Annotated in this window: 8 protein-coding genes and 1 pseudogene; 6 read left to right on the top strand and 3 right to left on the bottom strand. The window is 34.1% G+C overall.

The window, feature by feature from the left end; translation table 11 throughout:
- Positions 1–40: 40 nt before the first annotated feature.
- Positions 41–484 carry a hypothetical protein gene (locus AB3I34_RS13775; RefSeq protein ID WP_368027856.1) on the bottom strand — a complete coding sequence of 148 codons (444 nt, stop codon included), beginning with the start codon at positions 482–484 and terminating at the stop codon, positions 41–43.
- Positions 485–611: 127 nt separating this feature from the next.
- Positions 612–740: pseudogene (locus tag AB3I34_RS13780) on the bottom strand (JAB domain-containing protein); the annotation flags it as partial.
- Positions 741–1,190: 450 nt separating this feature from the next.
- Here AB3I34_RS13780 and AB3I34_RS13785 point away from each other — a divergent pair.
- From AB3I34_RS13785 to AB3I34_RS13810, 6 genes are all read left to right on the top strand, one after another.
- Positions 1,191–1,334, top strand: coding sequence for a hypothetical protein (locus AB3I34_RS13785; RefSeq protein WP_002360221.1), 144 nt, complete (start codon positions 1,191–1,193; stop codon positions 1,332–1,334).
- Between the two features lie 253 nt (positions 1,335–1,587).
- The gene (fexA, locus tag AB3I34_RS13790) at positions 1,588–3,015 is read left to right on the top strand and encodes a chloramphenicol/florfenicol efflux MFS transporter FexA (RefSeq protein ID WP_065813868.1); all 1,428 of its coding nucleotides are present in this window, start codon (positions 1,588–1,590) and stop codon (positions 3,013–3,015) included.
- A 185-nt stretch (positions 3,016–3,200) separates the two neighbouring features.
- Positions 3,201–3,371 (top strand): AraC family transcriptional regulator, encoded by a 171-nt coding sequence (locus AB3I34_RS13795; protein ID WP_105461295.1) that lies wholly within the window; start codon positions 3,201–3,203, stop codon positions 3,369–3,371.
- 331 nt (positions 3,372–3,702) lie between these two features.
- Entirely contained in the window at positions 3,703–5,670 is a 1,968-nt protein-coding gene (gene optrA, locus AB3I34_RS13800) for an ABC-F type ribosomal protection protein OptrA (RefSeq protein ID WP_105108188.1), read from the top strand.
- A 263-nt stretch (positions 5,671–5,933) separates the two neighbouring features.
- Positions 5,934–6,068 carry a hypothetical protein gene (locus AB3I34_RS13805; RefSeq protein WP_002415371.1) on the top strand — a complete coding sequence of 45 codons (135 nt, stop codon included), beginning with the start codon at positions 5,934–5,936 and terminating at the stop codon, positions 6,066–6,068.
- A 531-nt stretch (positions 6,069–6,599) separates the two neighbouring features.
- A complete protein-coding gene (locus tag AB3I34_RS13810; RefSeq protein ID WP_024378353.1) occupies positions 6,600–6,962 on the top strand; it encodes an EFR1 family ferrodoxin in 363 nt (120 codons plus the stop codon).
- Between the two features lie 124 nt (positions 6,963–7,086).
- Here AB3I34_RS13810 and erm(A) read toward each other — a convergent pair whose 3' ends face one another.
- Complete coding sequence (gene erm(A), locus AB3I34_RS13815) at positions 7,087–7,818, bottom strand: 23S rRNA (adenine(2058)-N(6))-methyltransferase Erm(A) (RefSeq protein ID WP_002360844.1); 732 nt, start codon at positions 7,816–7,818, stop codon at positions 7,087–7,089.
- Between the last annotated feature and the right edge of the window lie 184 nt (positions 7,819–8,002).

The following is an 8,002-nucleotide window of genomic DNA, read 5'->3' on the forward strand; positions in this document are numbered from 1 at the left end:
GCTATCTTTTTCTATTATTCTACCTTATTTGATAGTAGATTTAAAACTTTGCAACAGAACCCTCATCTATCCATTGATTAATTGCTTCATACAGCTGATAAGGCGAGCCAATAAACTGAAATTCTGAATCATAGACTTCACGGAATGTTTGAACAATAATTTCAACGTTGATTACTTGATTGAAGAGTCCTTGAATCCGATAAAATTCTTCTTCATTTTGGTATTCATTCATGAGTCTAATTTTGGATTGTAATAGGTCTGTTTCGTAGGTACTTTCTTGATGTTCTTGTTCTAAGCGAATGATGTCATAACCGTCTGCAAAGTAGCCTTCTTCTAATACTTGATGAAATTCTTCTTCTGTCACGTTGATATCGTCACGTTTGAACCAACTCTTTAAGCCGTTTATCATATCGGCTTTACTTTCATATTTTTCTCGGTAGCTCTCGTTAGTTAAGTAGCAATGTCCTTCGATAATGTATGTCATGATGTTTTCCTTCTTTCTTTTTGAGTTTTGATTTCCTACACCTTTTTACTAGAAGATTAGTTGCCATGTTTGATTGGCTTTTTTGAAGGCACAGGCTCTTTTTTGAGCCTATGCTTCTTTTTTCTTCTTAAAATGTTCCTTCTTCTCGAAAACTGTAGTAGCTATTGCTTGTAACAATCAGATGGTCTAATAGTTCAATTCCTAGTATTTCGCCCGCTTGTTTCATTCGTTCGGTGAAGAGACAGTCATTGTTGCTTGGTTGTGGGTTTTATCAAGAGTAAATTACTAAAAATCCATTAACATCAATGTTTTTACTTTAAGAACATATATTTAACGTGTTAAATCAAATGAAAAAATACAATGTAATTATTAGATGACAATTGATTACGGTCAGAAGAATGTACCACAAATAAAAAAACTAATTCCTTTTTATTTTATCGAGGAATTAAGCTTTTGACCTGCAACAATCACGCCCAATTTCGGAATATCTATAATATGATTTCGATCTTAAATTATCTACTTTAACTGACGCTACCTGCTCGTTAAAGAAGACCTATTTAAAAAAGTTTATACTGCACCTGCCTTTATTATGTAAGTAAAAGTAGTAAAGCTTTAAATTGGTTTTCAAAAAAGTAGGGTTGATTATTTCTTTTTCATCAATTATAATTGTGTTATTATCACAATATGAGAAAGGAGGCAAAAAGTAATGGGAATTGATTTCATTAATGTCGAGTTTAGAAAGCATGTAAAAGTTTCAGGGGATTTAGGTACAACGGGATCAGTATGTCCTTTTTCACAAAAACAAAAAATGGAAACACTACCGGAAAACTTTTTGCCTCCTTTTATATAATGGGCAAAAATTTATGAATCTATTGCATTTGTAAAAATGCATACGAATGATTAGGCACCGGTTGTTAAACTGGTGCCTTTTTTTTGTTTGATCAGTTCAGTTAGTTTGGAGAACCGAATCTTTAATCATGCTGTAGAAATATGGTGAGTTCGTTGATTTGGTTTTACAATATAAATAGATATGAGGTGAGGTTTATGGTGAAAGCAGTGGATTTAGCCTCCTAAAATCACAATATATTTTAGGAGGAAATAAAATGAAAAAGGATAGTAAATCTAAAGAAATGATTCAATCTGAAAAAAGGGGTTCTACTAGGCTTTTAATGATGGTACTCTCCCTATCTGTACTTGTAGGTTCAATTACGGCTGATTCAGTCAATCCCGTACTTCCACTAATAAGCAAAGCTTTAGAAGCTTCGAAATCTCAAGTGAGTTGGATAGTTAGTGGTATTGCACTTGTTCTTGCGATTGGAGTTCCGATTTATGGTCGAATCTCAGACTTTTTTGAGTTACGAAAGCTATATATCTTTGCCATTATGATTCTGGCAAGTGGTAGTCTTTTATGTGCAATTGCCCCGAACCTCCCATTGTTGGTTTTGGGAAGAATGGTTCAGGGTGCTGGGATGTCCGCAATTCCAGTTCTATCAGTCATTGCAATTTCGAAGGTTTTCCCACAAGGAAAACGTGGGGGAGCTTTGGGAATTATCGCAGGAAGTATTGGTGTTGGAACTGCTGCTGGTCCAATATTTGGTGGAGTAGTTGGTCAATATTTAGGGTGGAATGCCTTGTTTTGGTTCACATTTTTGTTAGCCATTATGATTGTTATTGGTGCCTACTACGCGTTACCGACAATTAAACCGGCAGAATCCGTAGGAAGCAATAAGAACTTTGATTTCATTGGTGGTTTATTCCTCGGCCTCACAGTAGGATTACTCCTTTTTGGCATCACTCAAGGAGAAACTTCTGGTTTTTCTTCGTTCTCATCGTTAACTAGCCTAATTGGTTCTGTTGTAGCTTTGGTGGGATTTATTTGGAGAATTGTTACCGCAGAAAATCCATTTGTACCACCTGTCCTGTTCAATAACAAGGATTATGTCAATACGGTCATAATTGCATTTTTTTCGATGTTTGCTTATTTCGCTGTTCTTGTGTTCGTCCCATTACTAGTCATTGAGGTGAATGGACTCTCTTCTGGACAGGCTGGAATGATATTGTTGCCAGGTGGTGTGGCTGTTGCAATCTTATCTCCCTTCGTTGGCCGTCTTTCTGATCGATTTGGGGATAAACGTCTGATAATTACTGGGATGACTCTGATGGGGCTGTCTACCTTATTCTTGTCCACCTATGCATCTGGTGCTTCACCTCTGTTAGTTTCCGTGGGGGTCCTCGGAGTAGGGATTGCTTTTGCATTCACGAATTCTCCCGCAAATAACGCCGCAGTAAGTGCACTCGATGCAGACAAGGTTGGTGTCGGAATGGGGATTTTCCAAGGTGCTTTGTACCTTGGAGCAGGAACTGGAGCAGGTATGATTGGAGCATTATTATCCGCTCGACGTGATGCTACTGAGCCGATAAATCCATTATATATATTGGACGCTATGTCCTACTCAGATGCGTTCCTTGCAGCTACAGGGGCAATACTCATTGCCTTAATAGCTGGATTAGGTTTAAAAAAGCGTGGGTAATAACTTAGTTATGTAAAGATTAGTTATTGTTTAGTTCATCTTCTATAGTTTAAGCTGTAAATAAATAGCTTAGGAATCACGCAAATTTGAATTTCTTAGAATAGAATACTTTTAAGTAACTCAACTTTCGTACACTGTTTTATTGGTGCGAAAGTTGAGTATGTTAAGGATGAAACAATGAAAACATTGGTGATCGTTTCTCACCCAGATATGCCAAATTTCTATTGGTATATACGAATCAGTCAATATCAGAAATTAGTGAATATCTTATATTTAACTCACAAAGTTACTTCACATCCGTGTTTAAAAAAGAAACAGGAAAAACGCCTTTTGAATATAGAAAGAGTGATTTGTAAAGCTGATGGCTAATGCAAAGAATCAATTGCGGCAATCCTTTTGTATCTTTTTCCAGTGTGGCTGCGGTTTCTGTTGACGGGAACAGCAGGGTTTATCGGGAATCTGGTGCCAGATGAGATAACAGATCAGTTACTTTACTTTTACCAGAAAGGGTGTAAGCTAAAACTTAGGCTAGCCATTGCGCTAGCGACTTGGTACAATAAGGTGGCAATTGAATTATATTAATAATCGATAGGAGGTAGAAGCAAATGAAATCTACAACTATAGTAACATTTAAAGAACTCCATGTATAGGTGGCTGTGACAAGCTTTACATGGAGTAGAATAATTATTGTCCAAAGCCACCTTTGCAATTGCTAGTACTAACGCAAAGGAGGATATGAAAATGCAATACAAAATAATTAATGGTGCCGTTTACTATGATGGTAATATGGTGTTGGAAAACATCGGTATTGAAATCAATGATAATGAAAAGATTGCTATTGTTGGTAGAAATGGATGTGGAAAAACAACCTTGCTAAAAGCTATTATAGGCGAAATTGAATTAGAAGAAGGAACTGGTGAAAGTGAGTTTCAAGTAATAAAGACCGGTAACCCTTATATTAGCTATTTAAGACAGATGCCTTTTGAAGATGAAAGTAGATCAATGGTGGATGAAGTCCGTACGGTATTTAAGACGCTTATTGATATGGAAAACAAGATGAAACAGCTGATAGATAAAATGGAGAATCAATATGATGATAAAATCATCAATGAATACTCTGATATCAGTGAAAGGTATATGGCTCTTGGAGGTCTAACCTACCAAAAAGAATATGAAACGATGATTCGTAGTATGGGTTTTACTGAAGCAGATGATAAAAAACCCATTTCTGAATTTTCAGGTGGTCAGCGAACTAAGATAGCTTTTATAAAAATACTTTTAACAAAGCCAGACATTCTATTACTTGATGAACCTACTAACCACCTTGATATAGAAACAATACAATGGTTGGAGAGTTATTTGAGAAGTTATAAATCTACATTGGTTATTATTTCCCATGATAGAATGTTTCTTAATCGAATTGTGGATAAGGTTTATGAAATCGAATGGGGAAAGACCAAATGTTATAAAGGTAATTATTCAGCCTTTGAGGAGCAAAAACGAGAAAATCATATCAAACAGCAAAAAGATTACGACTTGCAACAGATAGAAATTGAAAGGATTACACGCTTGATTGAACGTTTTCGTTATAAACCTACGAAAGCTAAAATGGTGCAATCTAAAATTAAATTATTACAGCGTATGCAAATATTAAATGCACCAGACCAATACGATACAAAAACTTATATGTCTAAATTTCAACCGAGAATCAGTAGTTCAAGGCAAGTATTAAGTGCTTCAGAACTTGTGATAGGCTATGATACTCCTCTTGCAAAGGTTAATTTCAACCTTGAAAGGGGACAGAAGCTTGGAATTGTTGGGAGTAATGGTATTGGTAAATCCACGTTGCTTAAAACACTTATGGGTGGTGTGGCAGCATTGTCTGGAGATTTTAAATTCGGATACAATGTTGAAATTAGCTATTTTGACCAACAGCTTGCTCAAATCAGTGGAGATGATACACTATTCGAAATTTTTCAAAGCGAATACCCTGAGCTAAATGACACAGAGGTCAGAACTGCTCTTGGCTCATTTCAGTTTAGTGGAGATGATGTTTTTAGACCGGTGTCCTCTTTGTCAGGTGGAGAAAAGGTTAGATTGACATTATGTAAATTATTATATAAACGTACTAATGTTTTAATCTTAGATGAACCGACAAACCACATGGATATTATTGGAAAAGAGAATTTAGAGAATATCTTATGCAGTTATCAAGGTACAATTATTTTTGTGTCACATGATAGATATTTTACTAATAAGATTGCTGACAGATTACTTGTTTTTGATAAGGATGGTGTAGAGTTTGTACAATCTACTTATGGTGAGTACGAGAAAAAAAGGATGAATTCTGAAAAGCCATTTAATAACATTAAAGTTGAGCAGAAAGTAGAGAAAAATAACACAGTAAAAGGCGATCGTAACTCCATTGAGAAGGAGAAGGTTAAGAAGGAGAAACGAATTGAAAAGCTTGAAGTGTTAATAAATCAATATGATGAAGAATTAGAAAGATTGAATAAAATCATTTCTGAACCAAACAATTCTTCTGATTATATAGTACTGACGGAAATACAAAAATCAATTGATGATGTTAAAAGGTGTCAGGGTAATTATTTTAATGAATGGGAACAGTTGATGAGAGAATTGGAAGTTATGTAATTTTTGAGTTATGCAATAAGGATGTAAAAGTGTTAATGATACATTCTGGTTGTTGAAAATGTAAAAAAATTAATGAATTTTTATTAGATATAATCGCTATGTGAAGACCTTTTGAGTTTGCCGCATAGCGGTTTTTATTATCTATACTTTGGAATTGTCAAGAAAAGTGTAGTCGTATAAACTCACTAAATTTCCTTTGATTGTTATGCTGCCAGAAGTTGTTCTTCCAGTAGCCCTCTGTATATAACAGGAGGATTGAGCAGGTGGTTTCTGTCGTTGCAGAACCAGATTCTAAATATGGGACTGAAGTATTTGATGAATATGTCATAAGTAAAGAATTTGAAAATGTTCAAGAGGTTATGACGTCTCAAATACAGCAGAAAGGAAGGTTAAGATAAGAGAAACTGAAGTTCAACAATAGTATTTAGATATAGGGTGATAAATCAGATTATATTGTGATTTGTAGAATTGCTTGCCTTGGTGCTAAATAGGTATGGTAATAATGTACTAATCGATTGTTTTGTAGTAAAAAAGCAACAGATAATTAGGATATTTTTCTTGTATTGTTCGTTAAAAAGAGCCAAACGAAGTATATTTTCTCATAGAAGTTGAACATAGTAGACTGATTATTGCCACTGTAAAAAATGAGGAATGTATCCTGTGTTACAGTTATTCCATTAATGAGAGATGAGGATAAAGATAGATTTGTACAGGGAATTGAGAAATTTAACGTTTAAACAAAATCTAGTTCATCCTTTACACTATCCGTTGGGATAGTATACGTCACAAATGTGCGTACTTACATTTTGAATTTTCTTAAGTATAATACTCATTATGATGACACCTAGATAACAATTCAAACCCGATGCAAGTGTAACTGCATCAAAAATCAATTTTGAATCCTAATTAGTTAAAGAGAGGTAGCAGAAATGACAATTTTGTATTTTACCGCAACAGGAAACAGTCTTTATGTTGCGAAAAGACTTGGTGGAAAACTAATATCCATCCCACAAATGATAAAAGAGAATAAATATGAGTTCTCAGACGAGAGGATAGGTATTGTATTCCCGGTTTTTCACGTTAATATCCCGCCATATATTAGAGATTTTTTAGAACGCTCTATTTTTAATTGCAAATATCTATTTGTTATTGCAACATATGGAGAATATGCAGGTTCAACTGCAGATGAAGTGAAAAAGATTTTAGACAAACGTTCAATACCAGCCAATTATATAAATAATATACAAATCGTTAAGTATATGAAAAATTCTATAGAAACTTCTCTCAATTAGGCTAATTTTATTGCAATAACAGGTGCCTACTTTTAAAACAACCGATTTATTAATAAATATTGAAAATTTTTAGGAAGAATAAAGCGTTCTCTTGTGAAATTAGAGAACGCTTTATTACTTTAATTTACTGAAACAATTTGTAACTATTGAAAATAGAAAGAAATTGTTCCTTCGATAGTTTATTAATATTAGTGACATTTGCATGCTTCAAAGCCTGTCGGAATTGGTTTTTAGTAAAAAGAACGCGATATTCACGGTTTACCCACTTATAAACAAAAGATTGATACTCTTTGTAGTCCTTCTTTAAAATCAATGGTTGATGTCGTTCAAGAACAATCAATACAGAGTCTACATTCGGTTTAGGGTGAAAATATGCTCGTGGCACTTTTTTGAGAACTCTTATGTCCAATTCCACCATCAATAGCAAACCTAAAGCTCGTTTCGTATTTTGTAATCTTTTTGCAAAACCATTCTCCACAATAAGGTAACTATATTTCGAATTGCTTTCAAAAGCAATTTTTTTGACAATATCAGTACTGATGTTAAAGGGGATATTACCAAATATTTTATAGTCTTTGTTTTTGGGGAAGTTAAATTTCAGAATATCCGTATGGATAACTTTTATATTCTGAAAAGGCTTCACGACTTTTTGGGTGACTTGACACAAGTCCTCATCAATTTCTATAGAATCCACCCACCGACTCATTTTGACAAGTTCTTTGGTAAAATGACCTTTTCCTGATCCAATTTCTATTACATTATCTTGTTTATTTATATTCGTATGATTCAATATCTCTTTTACATGCTTTTTAGAAGTAATAAAATTTTGAGTGTCCTTTGGGTTTTTCTGGTTCATTATAACCTTCTCCTTACCATTTTTTTCATTATGAATGAGATAAAGTAATATCTACTACTGCGATACTAGTGCACATACTTGAAACCTCCTTACGTAACTGATTATATCATTTCTGTTTACTTTTTAGAATAAAGCTCTATATGTAATTTTGCACTTGACACTTCAGTTGGACGTTTTCTTCAAA

The sequence above is a fragment of the Enterococcus sp. C102(2024) genome (assembly GCF_040888205.1).
Classification (GTDB): Bacteria; Bacillota; Bacilli; order Lactobacillales; family Enterococcaceae; genus Enterococcus; species Enterococcus faecalis.

Excerpts from the sequence above, each read along its gene's own strand:
- AB3I34_RS13775 (WP_368027856.1), bottom strand. The coding sequence starts at position 484 with ATGACATACATTATCGAAGGACATTGCTACTTAACTAACGAGAGCTAC.
- AB3I34_RS13785 (WP_002360221.1), top strand. The coding sequence starts at position 1,191 with ATGGGAATTGATTTCATTAATGTCGAGTTTAGAAAGCATGTAAAAGTT.
- fexA (WP_065813868.1), top strand. The coding sequence starts at position 1,588 with ATGAAAAAGGATAGTAAATCTAAAGAAATGATTCAATCTGAAAAAAGG.
- AB3I34_RS13810 (WP_024378353.1), top strand. The coding sequence starts at position 6,600 with ATGACAATTTTGTATTTTACCGCAACAGGAAACAGTCTTTATGTTGCG.